This is a genomic window from Pelistega europaea (assembly GCF_013133775.1).
Classification (GTDB): Bacteria; Pseudomonadota; Gammaproteobacteria; order Burkholderiales; family Burkholderiaceae_B; genus Taylorella; species Taylorella europaea.
Map to the genome: position 1 here is coordinate 75,008 of NZ_JABGBO010000005.1, position 22,321 is coordinate 97,328.

A 22,321-nucleotide genomic window follows, 5' to 3' on the forward strand; every position below is an offset into this window, starting at 1 on the left:
GTTAGTTATCTAATCGTAATTGACGGGCAAGTTGCTCTAATGCTTGCTGAGTACGCTGCAAGTCAGGTAACTGTGAAGCAACAGAAGTGCCTGCTAGCTGATGGGCTAAAGCTACAGCTTGTTGTACAACATCGACATTGGTATTGTAATAAGTTGTCAATGCATGTTCGACTTTTTGCATCGCTTCTGCCCAAATAGTTTGTTGACGTTTTAATAAGGCTTCTTGTGCAATGCTTAGTTGACGCAATGTTTCTTCTCGTAATTGCTGTACCTGTTCAACCGACATAAGTGCCACTTCTGGATTGGAGAGCTTTTCAACCTTAATTAACCCTCCTAAATCTGAACGAATCGCGTTATAAGCATCACCAGAAAATTTCTCAACATGGTTAATCGCCTTGTCTAACCACGAAGTTGTCTCTGCAGGTGTTGCCGCATTGGTCTCCTGTATTTCAGAGGATTCCACAGGCACAATCACACCCTGACCACTTTCAGCACTAACAAAAGGTGCAACTTTTAATAATTCTGAAAGCCCCTTGGTCGCTTGGAATAACTTGTCCAAATTCACGTCTGTCGAGGCTTTAAGTGTATCAATATCTTGTTCAACAGCTAAACGCACTGCTTTCCACTCATCACCACTTTGTAAAGCCAATGTTGACTCAAGTACTGCCAAGGCTTTTAAAGTGTTTTCCTTGCTCACGCGTACAGTACGCTCAAAATCAGCTGACTGATACAACTGTGTCAGATTATGCAAAGTCTGCCGTAAAGCCTGTTGTTGCTCTGATTTCACTTGCTGATCAGCCATTGCTGCCTGCGCTGCTTTAAGCTGTTCGGTAAGTTGAGCGATTTGTTGCTCTTGTTGTTTTAATGCTGCCGATAAAGAAGCTACACTAGCATCTGAGGCAGGAGTGTTTGCCACCTCAGTAGATGCACCAGCAGATGTCGTTGAGGCAGTATTATCCGAGCCTGTTGGGGGAGGTGTGGTGTTATCCGCATCTGCAGAAGGCTGTGCTGAGCTATCAGAGGCTGTAGGTGCCGCTGAGCTGTCAGAAGCTGTAGATGTTGCAGAGCTGTCAGAGGCTGTAGATGCGGCTGAGCTGTCAGAAGCTGTAGATGTTGCTGAGCTATCAGAAGCTGTAGATGTTGTTGAGCTGTCAGAAGCTGTAGATGCCGCTGAGCTGTCAGAAGCTGTAGGTGCCGCTGAGCTGTCAGAAGCTGTAGATGTTGCAGAGCTGTCAGAGGCTGTAGATGCCGCTGAGCTATCAGAAGCTGTAGGCGCTGCTGAGCTATCAGAAGCTGTAGATGTTGCTGAGCTGTCAGAGGCTGTAGATGCTGAACTACTCGTTGTATTTTCTGGTGTCGACTCTGAACCTGCAGTCATATTTGCTTTATCTGCATTATCGGCAGACGCTGAATCCGCACTGGTATTATCATTGCTCACCACACTCTCTGAGCTACCAATAAAACCTTGTTCTTTGGCATAATAATAACCGCCACCAATAAGTGCTGCCAATGCAACAATAGTCATCACTGATTTACCAACATTACCCTTTTTGGATGTACCTGCGGTATCCGTACTAGTGGAATCGTCTTGTCCATCATCACCAATCTTCTGCTCATCAAAATGAGAAACTGCCGCTTCTGCTGCCGTCTCAAGAGACGCAGCCTCTGTTGACAACTGCTCTTTTGTTTCAGCTTCAAAAGATTTATCCGAAGTACAAGGTTTCTCCTGCTCAGAGTTAAGTGATTCTGTTGAAGACTCGATGGAATTCTCAACTTTTTTTGTTGGTGCCGATGTCGCCACAAACCCCTCAAGAGCAACCTTAGCCAACTCAGAGGTCGCCGAACTATCTTGTTGATGTGTTTCTACTTGTACTAGTGGTTCATTTTCTTTCATAGCGCCTGACCCTTGTTGATGTGATATTGGATTTGACAATGTCGACTCTGTCGCACTCACGCTGACATCCTTATGTTGTTGACGTTGGCGAGGAACACGTCTCCCTGTACGATATTTATGCCGTTGTGTCATCTCAAACCCCCGAATACTATTAGTACATTTTATACGCATTTTAGCCTATTATGTCTAGATACCTAGCAATCGCACTACTTATCCGCGTATTTTCTGCTGGGACAATAGAAATATCCTGTTCTGACAGGTGAATTTCACCATGACTTAAACTAGCCATGCATTGCTGTAAAGTCATAGCGATACGTTGATGAATCACCCAAAAATGGTGTTTGCAAAGCAACGACTTATCCACCATAGCGTGTTTTTCCACATAATCACAAGATGGATGAGAAAGCCCATCAAAAATACCTAGTTGGAATAAGGTAGGCAACATCGCCTCTACCCCTTCACTACTTGTGAACAACCACTGCACGGTAGTAGACAGAGGCAAGGATTGAAAAACCTGAATTTGTTCTTTTGTCAATGTAGCAGGTACTCTTCGATACATCGGTAAAGTGACCACATCAATACCATATTTTTGACATTGTTCTTGCAACCAATCACGACCTGTTTCTGCACGCACTATCAGTATTTTATGTAGTTTTTTCAACCTATCCTGAGCCACTAAAGTATCCCACAATGCCTCAGAGTCATTACCATTTACAGGAGATATAATGTCCGATTGACCACCAACTATTTGGTACAAGTAATCACGTGTGGATTGACCTACACAAAGTAAGGCAGCATTAATAGACTTTACCAACGGGGGAAAAATTGATGTAGGGGCATTATCCTCTTTTACCCCCCTGCCACCTTGCTCAACATCGCTGTCTTTTGCGGTTGTGTGACTGGGACTTTCCCCTAACAAAGCCCTATTTGCACCTATTCCACCTTGCTCAACATAGCTGTCTTTTGCGGTTGTGTGATAATTTGATGATTGGGTTGAGTTGTTATCAGTCGCCTTGGTAAATAATTGGAAAAAGCATTCTGCCGCATAGGCACTAACAAAGAAAATGGCATCAAAAGTATGAATGTTTTCTAGCGTGAGTCTATCCTTATCAGCTAACTCTGCCCAACTAAAAGGTTTTAACGCTAAAGCAGGCATAGAAAGAATCTGTACCCTACTCTTCTCTTTACAAGAGATAGAAGAAAACTGCTTTGCAGAAATATGAGGCTGACGATTGTCAATAGAAACTTTGGACTGACAATCATCTATGGAAATATGAAGCCGACGATTGTCAATAGAAACTTCAGACTGACAATCATCTATGGAAACATTGCATAGGTTCAATAAGTCAGAAGCCAAGGCTTGATTCTTGGCTTCTGGACGGGTAAGAACAATTAGGTGGTGCATAACTTTGAGTTATTAGGAAGCCTTGGCTTGAGCGAGTGCTTGCTCTACCAATGCTTGCCCCCCTTTAGCTTTAAGTTGCTGAGCCACTTCTACGCCTAACTCTTTGGCTTGAGAAACAGGACCAGACAACTCAGCACGTAAAATCTGCTTACCATCAGTTGATGCCACCAATGCACGAATAGCTAGCATATTATCCTGTAATGTCGCATGAGCAGCCAACGGCACTTGGCAAGAGCCTCCCAATACAAAGGATACTGCTCGCTCAGCAGCTACACAGCTCTGTGTTGTACTATCAACTAATGGCTGCAATAGAGCAAACATATCTGTACGACTTTCTAAGATTTCAATGCCTAACGCCCCTTGACCTGCTGCTGGCAAACTATCGTCAATAGAAAGATAGGCACGAATACGATTAGCTAAACCGAGACGTTTTAAGCCTGCAGCAGCCAGAATAATTGCCGCATATTGCCCCTCATCTAGCTTGCGTAAACGAGTATCTAAATTACCTCGTAATGGTTTGACTTCTAAATGCGGATAACGTTCACGAATTTGAGCTTCTCGGCGAAGACTGGAAGTCCCCACAATAGCCCCAGCAGGCAAATCCGCTAGACTTGCATAGTTAGGAGAAACAAAAGCATCACGAGGATCTTCACGTTCCATCACACAGGCAAGTTGAAATGGCGATTGTAAATCCACAGGAACATCTTTAAGAGAATGCACGGCTAAATCAGCACGACCATCTAATAAGGCGGTTTCAAGTTCTTTGACAAACAATCCTTTACCACCCACCTTGGATAAGGTTTTATCTAAAATCTGATCTCCTCGTGTCGTCATCTTGAGCAACTCAACTTGGGTATCAGGATAAAGCGCAGATAATCGGGCTTGTACGTGTTCTGCCTGCCATAATGCCAAACGACTCTCTCGTGTCGCAATAACAATCTTTGATGGAATTTGCTTAACTGCCATGCTTTTTCCTATCTTCTAGCGTAAATAATTAGCTGCTACAGTAAGTACTACACCTAGAATAAATACAATACCTAACCATTGCAATAGCGATAAGTGTGTTTTTTGTTTATCCACTTGATTACTCATAACCAACCTCTTCTTACATTCGACAAACACCCACATACGCTATGGCAGTGTAGGTGATTAATACGTTACGCTGCATTTATTTGGGCCTTTTTACGTTTTGCCAGAATGAGGCCAACCACCACAACAAATAAAGCACCAATAATTTCTGCTGTTAACTTAATATTCTTAGGAATACAATGAGAAAGTGTCTCTAACTTGGTTAAGTCGCACTCAGGAATGACATTGAACCAGTTGACAATCTGCCCTTCGGTGAAAAGCCACTCAATGACTTTAACATCCGTCAAGAACATACCACCTGCAATCCAACCGAGTAAGGCACCACCACCAATCACTACAATAGGGAAACGGTCAATAAGTTTAAGCACAAGTGTACTTCCCCAAATAATAATGGGAACAGAAACCAGTAAACCAAAAATCACATAACCCATTTGGTGGTCTGCATGAGAATGTTGTGCAGCCCCTGCAATAGCGATAACATTATCTAGACTCATCACAAAGTCAGCCACGATAATGGTCTTGACGGCGGACCAAATCGTTGTACCCCCTTGAATGCTATCATGCCCCTCGTCTTCAGGAAGCAAGAGTTTGATACCAATCCATAGTAACAATACACCACCGACCACTTTAACAAATGGAATTTGAAGCAATTCCATCGCTACAAAAATCAATGCAATACGCATAGCAATGGCACCTGCAGTCCCCCACAGAATACCTTGCATACGTTTGGATTTTTCTAAATTGCGTGAAGCCAATGCAATCACAACAGCATTATCACCACCGAGTAGAATGTCGATCATGACAATACTACCCACTACACCCCAGTGAATTGATTCAAACCACTCTAACATGTCCTTCCTTTAAAGCATCGATAAGAGAACAAATACCCTTAAACATAAGGGACTATCAAACGCTATAGTTTACCTTAAAAACCTCAAATATACGTGCAATAACACAGTATGTAACTGTTTTTTAGATTAATGAATAAAAAAGCCGCCACTACGTTAGTAATGACGGCTTTGTCGAAAGAAGTTAAATTATTAAAGAATAGACTTCAATAATTTACCCATTTCTGATGGATTGCGTGTTGTCTTGATACCGCACTCTTCCATCACAGCTAATTTAGCTTCTGCTGTATCGGCACCACCAGAAATCAAGGCACCTGCGTGACCCATGCGTTTACCTGGAGGCGCTGTAACACCAGCAATAAAGCCAACGATTGGTTTTTTCATGTTGTCTTTAGCCCATAAAGCTGCATTCACTTCGTCTGGACCACCGATTTCACCAATCATGATAACGGCATCAGTATCTGGGTCATCATTGAACATCTTCAATACATCAATGTGTTTAAGACCATTGATTGGATCACCACCAATACCCACCGCAGAAGATTGACCTAAACCTAGTTCAGTTACTTGAGCCACTGCTTCATAAGTCAATGTACCAGAACGTGAAACGATACCGATACGACCTTTGCGGTGAATATGACCAGGCATAATACCGATTTTGATTTCGTCAGGCGTGATTAAACCTGGGCAGTTAGGACCTAATAACAAGGTTTTGCTATTAAGCTCACGCATACGATTGCGCACTTCTAACATATCACGAACAGGAATACCCTCTGTGATACAAATAGCCAAATCTAACTCTGCTTCAACAGCCTCTAAAATCGCTGCTGCAGCACCAGCTGGTGGCACGTAAATCACAGAAACAGTCGCACCTGTCTCTGCTTTAGCTTCTTTAACTGTACCGTAAATAGGTACACCTTCAAAGTCCTCACCTGCACGTTTTGGATTTACACCAGCCACGAAGCATTCTTTACCGTTGGCATACTCGCGGCACATACGAGTGTGGAATTGACCAGTTTTACCAGTGATACCTTGGGTAATCACTTTGGTGTCTTTATTGATAAGAATAGACATTGCTTAATTCCTTATTTCTTTGCTGCTTCAACAACTTTGGTTGCCGCTTCAGCCATCGTATCAGCACTGATAATAGGCAAACCAGAGTCAGCCAACATTTTCTTACCGAGTTCTTCGTTAGTACCTTTCATGCGAACAACAAGAGGTACACTCAAGTTTACGGCACGGCAAGCTTGGATAACACCCTCAGCAATCACGTCACAACGCATAATACCGCCAAAGATATTCACAAGAATCGCTTTAACGTCTTTGTTCTTCAACATGATTTTGAAAGCTTCGGTCACTTTTTCAGCAGTTGCACCACCACCCACATCTAGGAAGTTGGCAGGCTCACCACCGAACAATTTAATCGTATCCATAGTTGCCATCGCAAGACCAGCACCATTTACCAAGCAACCGATATTACCATCAAGTTGGATGTACGCAAGGTCAAACTTACTTGCTTCTACCTCGGCAGGATCTTCTTCATCTAAGTCACGATAAGCCGTGATTTCTGGATGACGGAATAACGCATTAGAGTCAAAATTAAATTTAGCGTCTAACGCACGGATACCACCGTCACCAGTCAAAATCAATGGGTTAATTTCCGCTAAAGAAGCATCTGTATCCCAATAAGCTTTGTATAATTTTTGGAACTGATCTGCTGCTTCAGCCACAGAAGCCTCAGGGATACCAATACCACGAGCAAGGCTTTCTGCATCAGCCTGTGTCAAACCAGTAGCAGGATCTACAAACACTTTAAGAATTTTCTCAGGTGTTTTAGCGGCCACCTCTTCAATTTCCATACCACCTTCACTAGATGCCATTACGCACACACGTTGTGAAGCACGGTCAGTAACGATACCGACGTAGTATTCTTTCTTAATATCTGCACCCTCTTCAATCAATAAGCGACGTACTTTTTGACCTTCAGGACCTGTTTGATGGGTAACAAGTTGCATACCCAAAATTTGTGAAGAAAGCTCACGAACTTCTTCAATAGAACGTGCTAATTTAACGCCACCGCCCTTACCACGGCCACCGGCATGGATTTGGGCTTTAACTACCCAAACTGGGCCGCCTAATTGTTCGGCTGCTTTAACAGCTTCATCAACAGAAAAGGCAGGAATGCCGCGAGGTACATTCACACCGAATTTCTTGAGAAGCTCTTTGCCTTGATACTCATGAATCTTCATAGATAACCTATAAGAATTGAATAAACCCTTAATACTAAGGACACTGGTTAAAAGAAAAACTGCTGTAGCGATTAATTTCTGAGAAATTTAATCAACAACTCAGCATTGTAACATAGCTTGAAAAAAAACAAATGTCTTAAATGTTTCAATGTGGAACATCAGGGAAAAAAGACTCTTTTAAATGACATTGAAAGTGCACACTAGCATAAACAAGTCAATAGCAATCAAATTTGATTTTAATAGCGATGACATCAAAAACGGTGTAGACACTTCTGCCTACACCGCCCATATGGAGTAATAAAATCTACGCTATCCTCTTAGAATCGGTAACTTACTCTTAAGTTACCGCCAATTTCCTTGCGTTTGCCTGTATATCCTCTAACATTGATATCCGCTGCCCAACCAGACTTCTCTGTTGGCAAGACACGTAAACCCACTTCTGCCATGCCAGATGTTCCTTTAAGGCTTGGGGCTGCGATTGGCAATCCAAAAGTCGTTGCAGTTGCTTTACCTCCCATCTCTTGCTCTACAGCAAGTCCTACATAAGGGGTCACTCTATCAGTTAGCTTCCAATGCAAACGACCTCCAGCACGAATACGTTGAGACTCTACAGAATCAAACGACAATTTATCTCCTGTCGTCGTCACCACATCCTTACCATTCAAGCGTGAGTACAAGTATTTTGCATAAACCTCTGAACCTAGCTTGTCATTAAGCTGCCATTCATACCCCAATCCCACATGAAAACTGAAGTAAGCTGCATTAGCTTTGTACGATGCGACTCGGCCAAAACCATCGACTAAACCACTGTCAAATTGATTACGCGCTTGGCCTGCTCTTACACTACCCTCAGCATAAAAACCACTGCGAGCATCAAAACGTGCCAATAAACCACCGCCACTATAATCAACCGTACCGTTACCCACTCCACCTTCAATCACATCATTGTAGGTATCATAGCGGCTACGTCCCGCTTCAAAGAATGCACCGACAGTTAAATCACCTTTATCTAAGTGAAAACCTCTTACTAAACCCACAATCATAGAGGTATCTCTTGTATCAATGTGAGAGCCTGTGTCATAACGCCCTTTAATGCCTGAAGCAATACCAAAACCTTTCCATTTAGCAAAGCGTTCTTTAACAAGTTTTGCTTCTGTAATACCTTGTCCTGCAAGTAGGTCACCTGCTCTGATAGTTGCTAACGCACCAGCCAAATATCCTTCACTGAATGTTTTAGCCTCAGGTTTTACATGTGAGGCAACGACAGGAACAGGCGTTTCAGCAATTGGTTGTGAAACTTCAGGTCCTGATGGTTGCTCTTCTGTCTCAGGTTCTGGTTCTGGCTCAGGAATAACAGGTGGTTGCGGTTCTTCTGCACCAATTAATCTATCCACCAATAAATAAATTTTATTAGGTTCTTGCTTAACAATGGTTTCTGTTTCTAAAGTTACCCCTTGTTGCACCATAAGTGTTTGGTCTTTATTGCCGAGTGTGCCGTTAATAGTATCAGCATCAATCAAGTAAATCTTATCACCCACATTTAATGCTCTCGGACTACCTGCAAAGCTGACAGATTGAATTTCCGCGTGTTTATTGGCATCTGTTGGACTATCTAGTAATAAATCAGTTGTTGTCAAGGCTACACTTTCATTAACCACATGACTTTCAGGTAATACGAATTGGTAGTATTGGAAGTTACCAACAGAACCTAATTTGCTAGTACCCGTATAGTTATCCAAAACTAAAGTATTCCCTGTGAAAATATCCGCGCTAACGGCTTTGGAGAGTAATGCTGGAGGAACATAAGCACCAGAAACTATCGCATTATCTAATACTGGCGCTGATGACAAAATGACTTTATTATCTGTAAGTTTTAATGTCGTTTTACTCAAGTCGGAACCACCAGCATAAACACCAGCAACAAATTTAGCAGGAACGTTAGTACTCAACAATACCTGATTGCCTGTAGCTGTCAGCTCTTGCGTGTCTCCAGTGGGTGAGCCCAAAATTGCTCTTGCTCCAAATATATTGTCGATAGGCTTAGAAAACTGACCTCCAGAAATTTCAACAGTATTACGATTCAACTCAGCTTTATTTTGTGCAGAATAAGATGCTGCACCATCAACAATGCTCACAGCACCCCATGTTCCTCCTGAAATTTTCACACTATTTTCATTCAATGCGTGTTCTACGCTTTGCGATTGTACTACTGCCCCCCAGATAGGTCCTATTTTCTCTGATTGCCCTCCAGAGATAACAACACTATTCTGACTAGCTACAACTATCCCTGTCGATGTTCCCCATACAAAACCACCCATAAAAGAAGGACTTAAAGGATTCAATACTCCTCCCTGTGGAGTAGAATCACCACGAGCAATAAATTCCCCTCCTGAGATGTCTACTTTATTCCCCACTATATTCGTTCCCTGACTTCCTGATTGAACATTTGCCCCAGTCACTTGGGATAAGTCAGTAAAAGTACCCCCTGCAATTTTCACCGCATTATTCTGTGCTGTTGTTTTAGATTGTGCTGCACTAGAAGTAATGCTTGCACCGATGATACCATTCAATAGATTATTAAAATTACCCTGTTGAATAGATACTCTATTATTGTTTGCTATTAAAGATGCTATTCCATCTCTTCCTGTAGAAGCAGAAACTTCCGCGCCTAAAATCTTAGCGACCAACTGGTTTTTTCCTCCTGCCGCCCATATGTCATAAGTAAAACTTCCATTATGAATATCAACTTTATTATTTTCGGCCAACACACTCACACTAACTGCCTTTTTACCATTGGCACTAACACTCCCCCCTGTAATGGATCCGTTACGAATCTTTGTAATGGTTGCCTGCTCAATTAGAACGCTATTATTGCTAGAATGCACATCAATAGCCCCTGTCTGTGCAGATGGTGTAGAAACGTATATGGAACTTCCCACCATATTTTGTTGATTATGTGAAATAAGATTATTTACGATAACCTGATTATTGTCCGCTTTCACTACTGCATTCACAGCAGACTCATCCGCCTTATCGTACAAGTAGACATAACTACCAAATACTGAAATTTGTTTTGTAGTGGGTTCTGCTGGTTGTATCTGAGCACTATCGCTTAGCACAACTTTGTTGTTATTACTTATAGCATTGGGATTACCGTCGTGCTCAATACGAGCAGCTCCTATTGGACATGCTTGTTCTGTCACCGCCAAAGGACAAGTTATCGCTTCTTGGATATTAAGAGTATAACCGCTGACCTCTGCCATGCTGGCGGCAGGATTACTCGCCACATCACTTCCGTCTGCCCCCGCTAATTCAACGTTAGCAAATAACCGACCATGCTTCACTGGCTTACCCCTGAATAAATCAGGACCTTCTGTGATAGGCACTATCGTTGGTGTATTGACTGTATAAGTCTTAGTATCTTGATCTGCTGTATTCGCTACAGCAAAGACTGGCACCGCCCCTAGTATTGCGGTGGTCAAAGTAGATAAATAGAACTTTTTACCTAAATAATTATCTTTTTTATTCGAAATAATATTGAATAATTGACTTGGTTTTTTCATTAATGATTCCTTTATTATCCTACTGATTTAAGGCATTACTACTCGCCTTAGCTGCTTAAGGTAACAAAAAAAAAAAAAACAAGTCAATGTGTTACAAATAGAATATTGCAACAAAAAATAAACAAAAAACTTTCTTGTCTGAAAAGGATTCTCTTTTCTTAACCCTCCCCAACTGGTCAATAATACATCAACAGCAGATAATCATTTTTTATACCACTCCGGATAAAACTCTTTCACCGCTCCTGAATCCAAACGCAAGGCGTGACAACCTTCTAATTGAAAGGGTTTTCTTCCTAAATGTTGGTCTTTTTGATTTCTTTGCTTAGAAAGGCTTTGGACAAATACCGTCGGTAACAGAGCCACCAACTCTGACATATGTGTGCAACCTGCTGTTTTAGCAAATTTTTCCTTTACTTTTTGGCGAAATCCCCTTAGCAAATGCATACCGACTAATTGCTGATAAGCCTCACTAATGCTATAACAGGATTGCTCATAAGGGGCAGCAACATACTGCGCTTGGGCAGCCACAATCTCCCCTGCCTCCGTCACTGTAATACAAATTTTCATATCATGAACAGCATCACCTGCGTGCATGACCTTGCCGTTTTTCTTGGTAAAGTCGTAGGCCTTAACGTCTAATAAAGTCGCTTCTAAATCCCACAAACCATCCTCACGCAAGAACGAGTCCATTTGGATTTTGCGTGTATGTATGGGCGTGCGATTCACCTTATTTCTCCATGGTTGCTATAAAAGTTTTCATTAAAATTTACCTAAAACTTCTTAAAAAACAAAGTTTCAGTCAAACTTAACTGAAACTCTATTCAAAATAAAAAATCTCGGTAAAAATCATACCAAAACCCCATAAAAAATAAAGTTTCAGCAAAAATTTAACTGAAACTTTACAACACTAAACCATGGCATATTATAGGTACGAAAAAGTCTACATATCAGGAGAAGTGAAGGATATCACCTCTCCCATGCTCTATTTCAAAACGGCTACAAACCTAGAATCTAAACTTCACACCAGCATTGACACGGTATTTCTCTTGGAAGACTTTTTTGCTGCTGCGCTCCACTTCCGCATAAAGCTCGTACGAGGACGTCGTCCAGCTACCTCCTACACCATACGTCATATACCCACCATGATAATCATTAGCAATCCGATTCGTACGGTTATACACCAAGGTCGGCTTACCCTTAAACTCATGATAATACATCGCCTTGGCATATAGACTTAATGCGGACTCTGGCGAACGTTTCACATACTCCACCAACAACCCTGTACGACCGATTAAGCTGTCGTACGCATTAGCATGACCTTTTAAGCCTGAACTTGCCGTAAAGTCCATCTTGCCATAACGGGTATAACTAAGTTGTGCCTGTGGCTCAATAAACCAAGTCCCTGGCTCCTCTGTCTGCACACTCGAAGCCTGTAATGCCCCTTGACGCAGTGCAAAACGCTTACCCAACTCCACTGATAAGCCCCACTGTGTCTGATGAACGCCCTCAGCCTTTACCGCTTTCGTGCCTGCCGCATTATGTGTGGATAAATCCCCTTTATAGCGACCATAACGTCCGACAATATCTATATAAGCACTACCCAGCTTCTGAGTAAGGTATGCACCTACACCATAATAACCCCCTTTGACTTTACCATTATGATACGTAGACTTGCTATTAAAGTAACTGCCATAGAGTCCCAGATAGGTGCGGTAATCTTGACTTGGATGACTCCATGCTTCTATATAACGGTCTACCCCAAACTGCACCCCTGTTATATCGGTATCGGTCTTAGGAAGATGGCGTGTGCCTCCCATCTTAAAGCCTGCTTTCAATACCTTAATCCAAGGACTAGTCCCCTCTTGGAATAAGGCCAAATGATGTACATCACCTAAACGCTGACGCAATGTTTGCTGATCACTCAATCCCACCAAATATGCATCACTTAGCAAGACCTGTCCACCTTTAGCTGCTGGCGATAAGCGAGGAGCTGAATAACGCTTAGGCTTTGGAGGCTCCTCTGGCGCAGAAGGCTCTTCTGGCGCAGAAGGGTGTTCTGGTTGGCTTGGTTGTTCGGGTTCTTCTGGCTTTTCTGATAGAGCGTATAAATACCAGTCTCCCTTCTCTGCACTAAAACTCTGATTAACTTCAAAACGATTGGCATTTACCGTATCTGCATCACCCACTTGGTAAACGTAGGGACCAATTTCTACATCTTGAACCGCCTTAAAGGTTGCGCTAAACTGCGAAACAGGATTCGACGCTGTAACCACAGAATCAACAACTTTCACAGGAGCATAGGGATTTACCCCTTCTGCTGCTGAATTATCTTGAATATCTAAGAAATGCGAGCCTTCACTTGATTTCACAATTTGAATGTACTGTGCTTTACCTGCGGCCACATCGGTATTTAACTGAATAACCCCTCCATCCCCTACTAAGTTGAGCATATAAAGCGAAGGTTTTGTATGGTAGTCGTCAGGGTTGTTCACTTTAAATTCACGTACATTTACAATACCTCCAGACTCCATATGCAAGGTATCCAGAGAGGAGGCTGTACCAGAAGTAGTATCCCATCTTGCCCCATTCTTCAGCATAATATTCACTATTCCTTTCTCTTGCTGCCGAGTGACCATTTTATTATCCGTCCTCACTCTCATGACACTATCACCTGTATCTAAGGTAATCCCCACTAAGCCTCCATTGGTGGCTACCACTGCACCAAGTTCTCCGCCGTCTATTTGTTGCCTTGCTCCCCCATTACGATTGACAAGAATCTTAGCTTTTTTTCCACTTGCTACAAGCAAACCATTTTGTCCTGAAGCTCCACTAGAAAAAGCATTCTCTCCATCCAAATAAATATAGGCTTCAGCGGTACCACTTGAATTAGTTGTCTGTGCCCAAATCGTTGGTTGTCTGACAACTTCTGTTTGGGTCATGGTTAATCCATTACTAATTGTCAATGTCGCCTTACCAGAAAGCGAAGCCCATACACTAATAGGACGTTGATTACTCCCCGAAGCAATAGTACTCAACTCCAAAGAATCTAGGGTTACGTTTCTTTCTGCCCCACCTTCACTGCCAATAAAAATACCATAAGCAGAAGACCCTTTTACATCAACTTTAGTTTTACCTTTAACAGTTAACTTAAAATCACCCTTAATATTGCTATTCCACCCCGTCCCACCTACCAAGGACTCGTCGTGAGAAATAAACAACCCTTTACTAACACCTTGACTGCCCCATGCCTTTAAATCTAAAGCATATTTATCCGTAGCAAAATTGTCCGAACCGATAGTGAGATTAACACTCCCCCCTGCTGGCTGAATAATATTCTCAAAAGCACTCACTCCATTTGAAATTCCAGAAGAATACACATGACTTTTTACACCTTCTACAATCTGTCCGTCTAAACGTGAATCATTAATATCTAGAAGAATTCCTTTAAGTGAACCTGGCTGCTCTGGCACATCAACCGCTAATGCACCCAACATTTCTAGCTTAACATAAGAGCTATTCTTCGCCGAAACCTCAAAACCTCTACTTCCATTACCCTGAGATGGATTGGCTATCCCTACATCAAAAGAAAGAGTCTTTCCGCTAGCATTCTTTATAGTCACCTCAGATGCCTTATTCTCAAAATAAGCTCCCCACGTAGTACCACTTTGGCTTCTAGTACGAATACTAACATCTCCCTGAAAGTCAAATATTGCTTTTGATTGACCCTTTCCTGTTTGATATATCCCTCTGTTAGACAATTTGTCCTGTTGAGCATTCATCGTTATCGAAAGCCCATCTTTAGCGATAAACTCTGCAGTACCCCCCTTGTCTCCCTGCAGATATATCCCTATTGAGTTATTAGAAAAAGGATTAAGACCAGTAAGATTGCTTCCAGTAGTCCGCTTATCGCTAATCACAGCATTCACTGATTTTTCTAATGATAGTTGCTTCGTACCTGCGCTAGCAGTCTGATTTACCGAAAAAGCAACAATTCCAGGATACGCAGTGGCAGAAGAACACCCAGAAGAAGAACAAACCGATCGATTTGATACATATTTTACATCATCTGTAATAGCCTCTAAATCCATCCATAGTTCCGCATTAACCACTGCGTTAGAAGCCTCTCCTACCTCTATGGCACGCATACCTTTATCCCCACTATGTCTGCCACTATTGCGCGTAATCAGTGTCAATGACCCTGTTGAAGATAATGTGGGTAGTAATGCAGGACTTGAACTCGCTCCTATACTAGCTGCAGTACTTCTACTACCCCCTAACTTAATAAATACTCCATCATTAGGATTATTACCACCATCCCAACCAAGCACCGTTCCTCCTTCAAAACTCCACTGTTCTATTGTAGGAATAGCAAAATCCTTCCACTGATTTTGTGTTTGTGTATCTAACGAGTACTCCTCTGCATAAACAGGAAAGATACCAAACGACATCAAAATACTCACTGACAGTAATTTTCTATTAAAACGATGAGAAAGATAAGATGTTCTTCCTAAAATGTGGGACTTCATTGTTTTCATAATAAACCTTTTTTGTTACTAAGAAATAACCTTAAACCCGATAAGGTTTTATGGTCTATATCAATTGTAACGAAAAAACAATCAAGATGTTACCAAAAAAAACGATTCTTAATAAGAAAATTTTAAACTTGAAAACAAGGGATAAAAATGAGAAAAATACGAGCGAGGAGAGAATTTTTATCTTGCAAAAAAGAGGTATCTCGCTCTTAAAAAACGCGATACCTCTTTCCCTCTCCAACCATATTGAGTCGATAATATGCCGCTATCCCTTATCCTTATGGCTTTAACAACCAGTCAATAAGGTTAATAGCACGAATCCCTTCATATCAGAGGAATAAACTTTACGTACAAATTGCACAAAAGCTTTGGGCTATGAAGTCTCCCTACAATTAGCAAACAACTTATGCTTCTGGAGAGGTGACTGGAATCACATCTCCCTCATGCCACTCAAACACAGCAATAGACTCTACATGAGCGGTATGAGGGAACATATTGACTACACCAGCACAAACTAAACGATAACCGCCTTGTTTGACTAATACACCCGCATCACGCGCCAAGGTAGCTGGATTACAGGAAACGTAAACAATACGCTTAGGACGTTCATTCTCCGTGAGTTGTGCTAGGGCCTTGGCAACTGCAAAAGCCCCCTCTCGTGGTGGATCAATCAACATACGGTCAAAATATCCCAAATCACGTAGCCACTGTACATCGACCTCAAACAAATTCAACGTAGAGAAAGATGTCTTATGGTTTAGTCCATGTTCTGCCGCTGCAGCTAACGCTCTATCGGTCAGTGCAGAACTACCCTCAATCCCCACTACCTCTTGGGCTTGTGTGGCTAGCGGCAACGTAAAATTCCCCAAACCACAGAATAAATCAGCCACCCTATCAGTTGGTTCCACCGCCAATAAAGACAATGCTTTCGCAATTAAACTACGGTTAATAAAATAGTTAACCTGTGTAAAATCACTTGGTTTATAGTGCATACGCAAACCAAATTGCGGTAATGCGTACGCCAAGCGATTCTCATCGGCTGGATTCAGTGGTTTTAACGTATCAGGCCCTTTGGCTTGTGTCCACCATACCACATTATGCTGTGCGGCAAACTGCTCTAGTAGAGCAATATCCTCAGCAATCAGTGGTTCCATATGGCGTAATGCCAATACCACACAGGAATCACCTACAGCCACCTCAATCTGTGGCACATCCTCTTTAATCGTCAAACTACCGATTAACTCACGCATAGGTGCAAGCAAATCAGAAACGATTTTGGGCAAAACTAAGCATTCGGTCATATCGACAACATAATGCCCTCTTTTTTCTCTAAAACCAATAAGTACAGCGTCTTTCTTACGCACATAACGTACCGATAATCTTGCACGGAAGCGATACCCCCAGGTAGGGCCATAAATCGCTGGTAATACTTGAGGAATTTTTAACCCTGCAATATGTTTAAAATTATCTTCCAAGGTTCTTTGTTTAACAGCTACTTGTGCTGATGGCTCTAGATGTTGCATCGCACAGCCACCACAGACGCCATAGTTTGGGCATTGGGGTTCTACGCGCATAAAGGACTGTTTAAGAATACGCATAGTATGGGCATTATCAAAAGAGGATTTTTTACGATAAACATTGGCCTCAACCAACTCACCGGGCAATGCTCCCTCTACAAAGACCACCTTACCATCTCGGCGAGCAATACCTCTAGCCTCATTATCCAATGACTCAATCGACAAAATCTCAGACATAATTTTCCTTTATGCAATCTATTCTGATGAATTCGCTATTTTAAATTTTTTCATGGAAAAGAAGAAAGAGATTTATCACAGAAGCTAAAAATTTATGCAAAAGACAAAGGAATTGATTATTGCATTGGCAATATCACAGAAGCTAAAAATTTAAAGGGGTTGATTATTGCATTGGCAATATGAGTTACTGCAAAAAATAATCAAAAAAAACCTCGGTATGAAACCGAGGCCAAACAGGGAGAGGAAAGTTTTAAATGAAGGGAAAATTTGAATAAGCTATTTGCTATCAAACTGTAGTTGTATTATGCATCAAGGTCTGTTTCAAAAGTATTTCACATTGGGACGAAAATATTTCATTGAATTTCACCTTGACTACTCTACTAAAATCAATCTCCTCTTGCTAAAGCAAGGAAATTCCTACTGCGTCTAACGATACTACTTGTTAGCTCATTTCGCTCTATCAGGGCTGAACAACAGCCCTGAAAAAAGTTAAAAAGGAGAAATTATTTACTACCATCCTTGACAGCTGGTTGCTCACTATGATGGTGCTTTGCCTGATCGCCATCTTTGGGAGCCTTTCTGTGTTGTTCTACAAACTTATCCATACGCTCTTGTTTGTTTTTCAAGGATTGTGTGACTTTAATTTTTTGGTCTTTATCCAAGCTATCCCAGAAAGCAAGTACTTTCTCACGGATTTTAACCTTGCCCTCGGTCATCTCTTTATGGAATTGTTCGCCATTGTCAAGTAATGCTTTTAAATCCACAATTTCTGCTGAAAGCAATGATTTACGCTCTTCTCGGATTTGTCTATCAACTGTTTCGCGGCGGTTGAGTGCTGCTTGCTGTGCGTCTTTAACCTCGTCAAACTTAGCTTTTTGAGCTTCAGTTAAATTAAGGCTTTTGATAAGTTTGGGACTAAACAAACCAAACCCCTCATGGCGATTATCATGTTTAGGCATCTTTTGGCTAAACTCTGCTTTGGGGGCATCTTTGGAAGTATCTTGGGCATAAGCACCGCCTGCCAAACCAAATGCTAAAGCACTAGTGAGTAATAAGTTTTTTAATGTTGTGGTCTTCATAATGTACTCCTTTGTGACATGAAGATTTATCGTTGGGTACATTATGGAGGCATTGTCATTTCAAATGTATTTCATTTCAGCGTGGATTATTTCATCGCATTACTCACCACAGCTTCTCGAAACCTACTGTATTAAAACGCCGTGCTACAGCCCTTTATCCCAAGTATCAAGATACTCTTTCCAATGGGGTTTATCAATCTGACTCAGGGATTCTCGCACTAAATCAATCTCCTCTTGATAGGAAACTTCATCTAGCTCTCCTTTCATCAAACGATAGCGACAAAACACCAACCAGGTATTGACTACATCAGTTTCACAATAGCCACGTACTTCATCTGCTCGCCCTTCTTGCCATGCTGTCCAGACTTGGGAACCATCCATGCCCAATTTACCAGGGAAACCACATAGTTTGGCTAATTGATCAAGCGGAGCATTGGCACGCCCAGTGTAGCCAGCCAACACATCCATCAAGTCTAGATGGCGTGAATGATAGCGACTGAGGTAGTTGTTGTACTTGAAATCACGGTTGTTCTCTCCAGTGTCCCAATAGCAAGGTGAACTAATACCATGAATCAAACTACGGTAATGCAATACAGGTGCATCAAAACCTGTGCCATTCCAGCTAATTAGTTGTGGCGTATAAAAATCAATTGTTTTGAAAAACTGACGAATCATGGTTGCTTCATCAGCCTCATCACTTCCTAATGTTTTAACGCGAAAACCGTTGTCATCTCGGAATACACATCCAATAACAGCAACTTTTTGAAGATGATGTGGCAAAAAAGTTGAGCCGGTCTTCTCTAGGCGTTCAGCAAGTATTTGTTCTACAAACTCTGTATCGCTGAGTGACTCTGCTGGCTCATGTAAGGCACGTAGACCCTTTACATCAGGAATTGTTTCTAAGTCAAATACCAAATAAGGAATCATATCCTCCTCCTCTATGAGAAAACACCACCTTTTAATGTAGTAAAAGAATCTTTATTGCCTATGAGGGCTAGTCTTACAAGACACAAACAGCACCTAGTCATCCTAAGTGCTGCCTTGTGTATATAGCGGACTCTCCTTTTACCAAAACTAGGTTAATGTGGTAAGTAGGCTTGTGGGTTAACTGGTCGTCCATTACGACGAATCTCAAAGTGCAAACGAGGCGATGAGGTATCTGATTGACCTAACTCAGCAATGGTTTGTCCTTTGGAAACTCGTTGGTTTTGTTTGACTAATAATTTGCTGTTATGTGCATAAGCGGAAATAAAACCATTACTATGGGTAATCAAAACTAGATTACCTAAACCACGCAAACCGTTGCCTACGTAGGAAACCTTACCATCGGCAGCAGCTTTGACTGGGTCGCCAATTTTACCTGCAATATCAATACCTCTAGTGCTGGTGGAGTATGCAGTGATAATATTGCCACGATATGGCCAACCCCATGAAACAAGATTAGCATCTGAAGCTCTAGTGCTAGTGTCAGCATCTGCAAAAGCCCCTGAAGTTACTCCAGAAGGACGGCTAACAGGCGTTTTGCTACTACTGCTGCCACTGCTGCCTCCGCCACCAACACGGATGCGTTGCCCTACTTCAATCTGTGATGGGTTTGAGATATTATTCATGCTAAGCAAGCTCTTAACAGATACACCGTAACGACGAGCAATACTATAGAGTGTATCACCCCGTTGAACCACATAAGTCCCTGCAGATGCTCCACCTGAACTGTATCCTCCCACGCTACTAATAGGTGCCTTATGAGAGCTACCACAACCTGCCAACACTAACACCGATAAAGCTACACCACAAAAATAAGACTTTTTCACACTCATAGTAAACTCAAATATTTATAACAATCTAAACATGACCACCCCAGTTATTCAGCGCTGAATTCCTGGGCGAAGCGGCACAAAGCGTGTCGCCTCAAGTTCTTGTCGGGCCCACTCCTGAGCACCTTTACGCTCAATTAAAACAAGCTTTTGTTGTTGTTCACCTTCAGGCGCAATCAGCCTACCACCAACACTTAATTGTGACAGCAAAGCCTGCGGAATAGATAGTCCTGCAGCAGCAATCACTATCGTATCAAAAGGTGCCTTATCTGGCAAACCCAACATTCCATCTCCAAAAATAAATTGGATAGGAGGTAATCCAATAATCCTAGCCGCATTACGTTTTGCTAATTCATGCAACCCCGCAATGCGCTCAATGGAATAGACTTCTTTAAAAATACAAGCCAACACTGCCGCTTGATAGCCACATCCTGAACCAATTTCCAACACTCGCCCAGCCTCTCTGTCTTGGATAGCAACAGAAATCATACGAGCCACTACTGAAGGCATGGAGATAGTTTGTCCATAGCCTATAGGCAATGCGGCATCTTCATACGCTCTAACCGCCGTACCAGGATCCATAAACAGGTGGCGTTGCACTTGTATCAAGGCACGCAAAACCCGCTCATCAGTGATTCCTTTCTCTGTACGCAGGCGTGCTACCATATTGATGCGTAACTGGTCAGAATTTAACCCCTCATTACGAGATAATACACTTTTTACTTGCGTTCGTATGGTTTCCGAGGGACTTACACCAATTAATTTATTGCCTCGCATAATGCGGGTATTGCTGTTTTGCGAAAGCCCTGATAGCTTATGCAACAACTGAGAAGCTGGTCTGACCGTCCTCACTGCCATATTCCCAGGGAGCAAGCGTGCATTGCTATTGGCAGGGGTGATTTTCAGTTTCTTGTTCATTTGCCCTCATCAATCCATTGCTGTGTTTGCGCAATTTGATCGAAATGTGTTAAATCTAAACGCAAGGGGGTAATAGAAACACAACCCTGCTGGATAGCCATAAAATCCGTATCTTCACCCAAGTCAAGAATTTCACCTACAGGACCAATCCAATATAAAGTTTCTCCATGAGGGCTAGGAGTCTTAATCACTGGCTGGCTGGGGTGGCGTCTACCTAAACGTGTAGCACGAATATTGGCAAAATCATGATGTGGCAGCGGCGGAATATTGACATTTAACAACGTTGTGCATGGCTGAGGATGAGCAATTTGATGTTGTACGATTTTATTTGCAATCTCTACTGCTGCCTCAATATGCGGCCAATTACGCTCTGTCAATGAAAATGCAATAGAAGGCACTCCAAACAAATACCCCTCTGTAGCTGCTGCTACTGTCCCTGAATAAAGAGTATCTTCGCCAAGATTAGCTCCATTATTGATACCCGACACAACAAGGTCTGGTTTGAATTCCAGCACCCCTGTCATCGCCACATGCACACAATCACTGGGAGTGCCATTCACATAGTAAAAACCATTGGCGGCTTGTTTGAGCCATAAGGGGCGATTCACACTAAGAGAATTAGATGCACCACTGTGATTGACTTCAGGGGCAAATACGGTTACATCCGCCCATGCGGAAAGAGCCTGGTAAAGTAACTCCAAGCCTTTGGCCGTATAACCATCATCGTTTGCAAGTAAGATACGTTTTCGCATAATGAAGCAAGAAAAAATGATGCCGTTATTTTAACTTCAATTAAGTCTTGAAAACAATTTCTAATGACAAAAATGGTGTTTTTATCTAATTACACTATCAAACTAGACTGTTTACAACAAAGATATGAGATGTGGACTGCTTTACAATCCTTATGTTAGAATGAAAGGTTGTATCAAACAGGGATATGCTTAGGCTTTCTCTATGGTGATACCCTATTTGGGCAGGACTTATCTATTGTGCGTGTAAGGTAAACTGTACTAGTCAACCAGTTAGCAGCACAAACTCTTCGAGGTGAGCTAACAATCCGTACCGTTAGGCACAGTAGGAATCCTCTTTCACTGCGTAGAGGAGGATGACAAACCTAGGAACCATTTACAATAAGGCATTTTAGTACCCAAATATTTTTGTCGTACTCAATATTTT

The 22,321-nt window shown here is 42.1% G+C and carries 15 protein-coding genes; all 15 read right to left on the reverse strand.

The genetic code is table 11. The annotated features are described in order from the left end of the window. Position 1: 1 nt before the first annotated feature. The 15 genes from HKX40_RS05730 to surE all read right to left on the reverse strand — a co-directional run bounded on the left by HKX40_RS05730 (position 2) and on the right by surE (position 21,897). Positions 2 to 2,026 (reverse strand): uroporphyrinogen-III C-methyltransferase, encoded by a 2,025-nt coding sequence (locus HKX40_RS05730; protein WP_171588613.1) that lies wholly within the window; start codon positions 2,024 to 2,026, stop codon positions 2 to 4. A gap of 40 nt (positions 2,027 to 2,066) precedes the next feature. Beyond that, positions 2,067 to 3,299: a uroporphyrinogen-III synthase gene (locus HKX40_RS05735; protein ID WP_171588614.1), complete on the reverse strand. Its 1,233-nt coding sequence runs from the start codon at positions 3,297 to 3,299 to the stop codon at positions 2,067 to 2,069. A 12-nt stretch (positions 3,300 to 3,311) separates the two neighbouring features. After that, a complete protein-coding gene (gene hemC, locus HKX40_RS05740; RefSeq protein ID WP_171588615.1) occupies positions 3,312 to 4,265 on the reverse strand; it encodes a hydroxymethylbilane synthase in 954 nt (317 codons plus the stop codon). 191 nt (positions 4,266 to 4,456) lie between these two features. After that, positions 4,457 to 5,239: a TerC family protein gene (locus HKX40_RS05745; RefSeq protein WP_171588616.1), complete on the reverse strand. Its 783-nt coding sequence runs from the start codon at positions 5,237 to 5,239 to the stop codon at positions 4,457 to 4,459. A 189-nt stretch (positions 5,240 to 5,428) separates the two neighbouring features. Beyond that, a complete protein-coding gene (gene sucD / locus HKX40_RS05750) occupies positions 5,429 to 6,310 on the reverse strand; it encodes a succinate--CoA ligase subunit alpha (protein WP_171588617.1) in 882 nt (293 codons plus the stop codon). An 11-nt stretch (positions 6,311 to 6,321) separates the two neighbouring features. After that, positions 6,322 to 7,485, reverse strand: a complete 1,164-nt coding sequence (gene sucC / locus HKX40_RS05755) for an ADP-forming succinate--CoA ligase subunit beta (RefSeq protein WP_171588618.1) — start codon at positions 7,483 to 7,485, stop codon at positions 6,322 to 6,324. Positions 7,486 to 7,802: 317 nt separating this feature from the next. After that, the gene (locus HKX40_RS05760; protein ID WP_171588619.1) at positions 7,803 to 11,048 is read right to left on the reverse strand and encodes an autotransporter outer membrane beta-barrel domain-containing protein; all 3,246 of its coding nucleotides are present in this window, start codon (positions 11,046 to 11,048) and stop codon (positions 7,803 to 7,805) included. A gap of 201 nt (positions 11,049 to 11,249) precedes the next feature. Beyond that, positions 11,250 to 11,774, reverse strand: coding sequence for a DUF2889 domain-containing protein (locus HKX40_RS05765; RefSeq protein ID WP_343043009.1), 525 nt, complete (start codon positions 11,772 to 11,774; stop codon positions 11,250 to 11,252). Between the two features lie 278 nt (positions 11,775 to 12,052). Then, on the reverse strand, positions 12,053 to 15,583 hold the full coding sequence (locus HKX40_RS05770) for an autotransporter outer membrane beta-barrel domain-containing protein (protein ID WP_171588620.1): 3,531 nt from the start codon (positions 15,581 to 15,583) through the stop codon (positions 12,053 to 12,055). Positions 15,584 to 15,984: 401 nt separating this feature from the next. After that, complete coding sequence (gene rlmD, locus HKX40_RS05775) at positions 15,985 to 17,334, reverse strand: 23S rRNA (uracil(1939)-C(5))-methyltransferase RlmD (RefSeq protein WP_171588621.1); 1,350 nt, start codon at positions 17,332 to 17,334, stop codon at positions 15,985 to 15,987. Positions 17,335 to 17,837: 503 nt separating this feature from the next. Continuing rightward, positions 17,838 to 18,413, reverse strand: a complete 576-nt coding sequence (locus HKX40_RS05780) for a Spy/CpxP family protein refolding chaperone (protein ID WP_171588622.1) — start codon at positions 18,411 to 18,413, stop codon at positions 17,838 to 17,840. A gap of 144 nt (positions 18,414 to 18,557) precedes the next feature. Next, a complete protein-coding gene (locus HKX40_RS05785; protein ID WP_171588623.1) occupies positions 18,558 to 19,340 on the reverse strand; it encodes a 3'-5' exonuclease in 783 nt (260 codons plus the stop codon). 152 nt (positions 19,341 to 19,492) lie between these two features. Further along, the gene (locus HKX40_RS05790; RefSeq protein WP_171588624.1) at positions 19,493 to 20,230 is read right to left on the reverse strand and encodes a peptidoglycan DD-metalloendopeptidase family protein; all 738 of its coding nucleotides are present in this window, start codon (positions 20,228 to 20,230) and stop codon (positions 19,493 to 19,495) included. Positions 20,231 to 20,278: 48 nt separating this feature from the next. After that, the gene (locus HKX40_RS05795; protein ID WP_171588717.1) at positions 20,279 to 21,004 is read right to left on the reverse strand and encodes a protein-L-isoaspartate(D-aspartate) O-methyltransferase; all 726 of its coding nucleotides are present in this window, start codon (positions 21,002 to 21,004) and stop codon (positions 20,279 to 20,281) included. A 137-nt stretch (positions 21,005 to 21,141) separates the two neighbouring features. After that, positions 21,142 to 21,897: a 5'/3'-nucleotidase SurE gene (gene surE / locus HKX40_RS05800; protein WP_171588625.1), complete on the reverse strand. Its 756-nt coding sequence runs from the start codon at positions 21,895 to 21,897 to the stop codon at positions 21,142 to 21,144. Positions 21,898 to 22,321: the final 424 nt, after the last annotated feature.

Coding starts and splice junctions, on each gene's coding strand:
- HKX40_RS05730 (WP_171588613.1), bottom strand. CDS start 2,026: ATGACACAACGGCATAAATATCGTACAGGGAGACGTGTTCCTCGCCAA.
- HKX40_RS05735 (WP_171588614.1), bottom strand. CDS start 3,299: ATGCACCACCTAATTGTTCTTACCCGTCCAGAAGCCAAGAATCAAGCC.
- hemC (WP_171588615.1), bottom strand. CDS start 4,265: ATGGCAGTTAAGCAAATTCCATCAAAGATTGTTATTGCGACACGAGAG.
- HKX40_RS05745 (WP_171588616.1), bottom strand. CDS start 5,239: ATGTTAGAGTGGTTTGAATCAATTCACTGGGGTGTAGTGGGTAGTATT.
- sucD (WP_171588617.1), bottom strand. CDS start 6,310: ATGTCTATTCTTATCAATAAAGACACCAAAGTGATTACCCAAGGTATC.
- sucC (WP_171588618.1), bottom strand. CDS start 7,485: ATGAAGATTCATGAGTATCAAGGCAAAGAGCTTCTCAAGAAATTCGGT.
- HKX40_RS05760 (WP_171588619.1), bottom strand. CDS start 11,048: ATGAAAAAACCAAGTCAATTATTCAATATTATTTCGAATAAAAAAGAT.
- HKX40_RS05770 (WP_171588620.1), bottom strand. CDS start 15,583: ATGAAAACAATGAAGTCCCACATTTTAGGAAGAACATCTTATCTTTCT.
- rlmD (WP_171588621.1), bottom strand. CDS start 17,334: ATGTCTGAGATTTTGTCGATTGAGTCATTGGATAATGAGGCTAGAGGT.
- HKX40_RS05780 (WP_171588622.1), bottom strand. CDS start 18,413: ATGAAGACCACAACATTAAAAAACTTATTACTCACTAGTGCTTTAGCA.
- HKX40_RS05785 (WP_171588623.1), bottom strand. CDS start 19,340: ATGATTCCTTATTTGGTATTTGACTTAGAAACAATTCCTGATGTAAAG.
- HKX40_RS05790 (WP_171588624.1), bottom strand. CDS start 20,230: ATGAGTGTGAAAAAGTCTTATTTTTGTGGTGTAGCTTTATCGGTGTTA.
- HKX40_RS05795 (WP_171588717.1), bottom strand. CDS start 21,004: ATGCGAGGCAATAAATTAATTGGTGTAAGTCCCTCGGAAACCATACGA.
- surE (WP_171588625.1), bottom strand. CDS start 21,897: ATGCGAAAACGTATCTTACTTGCAAACGATGATGGTTATACGGCCAAA.